The organism is Haemophilus sp. SZY H56 (assembly GCF_054332415.1).
Map to the genome: position 1 here is coordinate 1 of NZ_JBTGNX010000039.1, position 732 is coordinate 732.

At 38.4% G+C, this 732-nt stretch carries 1 protein-coding gene; it reads left to right on the forward strand.

Annotation, left to right across the window (positions count from 1 at the left end):
• Positions 1 to 505: retropepsin-like aspartic protease (locus ACXVWP_RS11095; RefSeq protein WP_458473409.1), on the forward strand; the 505-nt coding region annotated here is incomplete at its 5' end.
• Positions 506 to 732 lie beyond the last annotated feature (227 nt).

The window sequence follows — 732 nt, forward strand, 5'->3', positions numbered from 1 at the left end:
AAACTGGTTCTTTCCAGCCATGTCATCCACATCTGCCTATGTTGTGCTAGCTGATCAATCCACTTGCTATGTAGAAGGAATAGTCAATGATTTACCTGTTCATATTAAAGGTTCATATGTTCCTGCTGATTTCATAATACTAGATATGGGAAATAGGAAACATGTGCCTCTAATCTTAGGTAGACCCTTCTTGAACACTGTTGATGCCTGCATATATGTGGGGAGTGGTAAAATGCAAATGACATTAGGAGGGAGGAAGGAAATATTCTCCTTTTCCCGTGGTCCCGCATATGCCGCTAACATGCAGGAAGCAAAACCCGTTCGTACCGAGAAGAGGCGCCTTAGAACAAGGTGGAACAGAAAGAAAGAACCACCTCCTCCTGAGTTGTGTAATTCACATAACAAAGGAGAGGTGCCAAAAGAAGAAGAACCAGATGGAGTACTTAAAGAAGAAGCACCCAAGGAAGAAGATCCACCCGATAAGGATGAAATTCCATGGACCTAAGGTATGGATTTACTTTTAATTTTCCATTCAAATTTCCCTTTTCAAATAAATAACATATGTCATGCATGTAACTAAAAAAAATCAGTTATCATTAGTTATATGCATAGGTATATGTTAACTTAGCTAGCACAATAAAATATCATAATAGGATAGTTTCCCTTTTCACAACATTAGATAGTTTCCCTTTTAATAAAATGAGAACAAGAGCTCCGACTGAGACGAAGAAG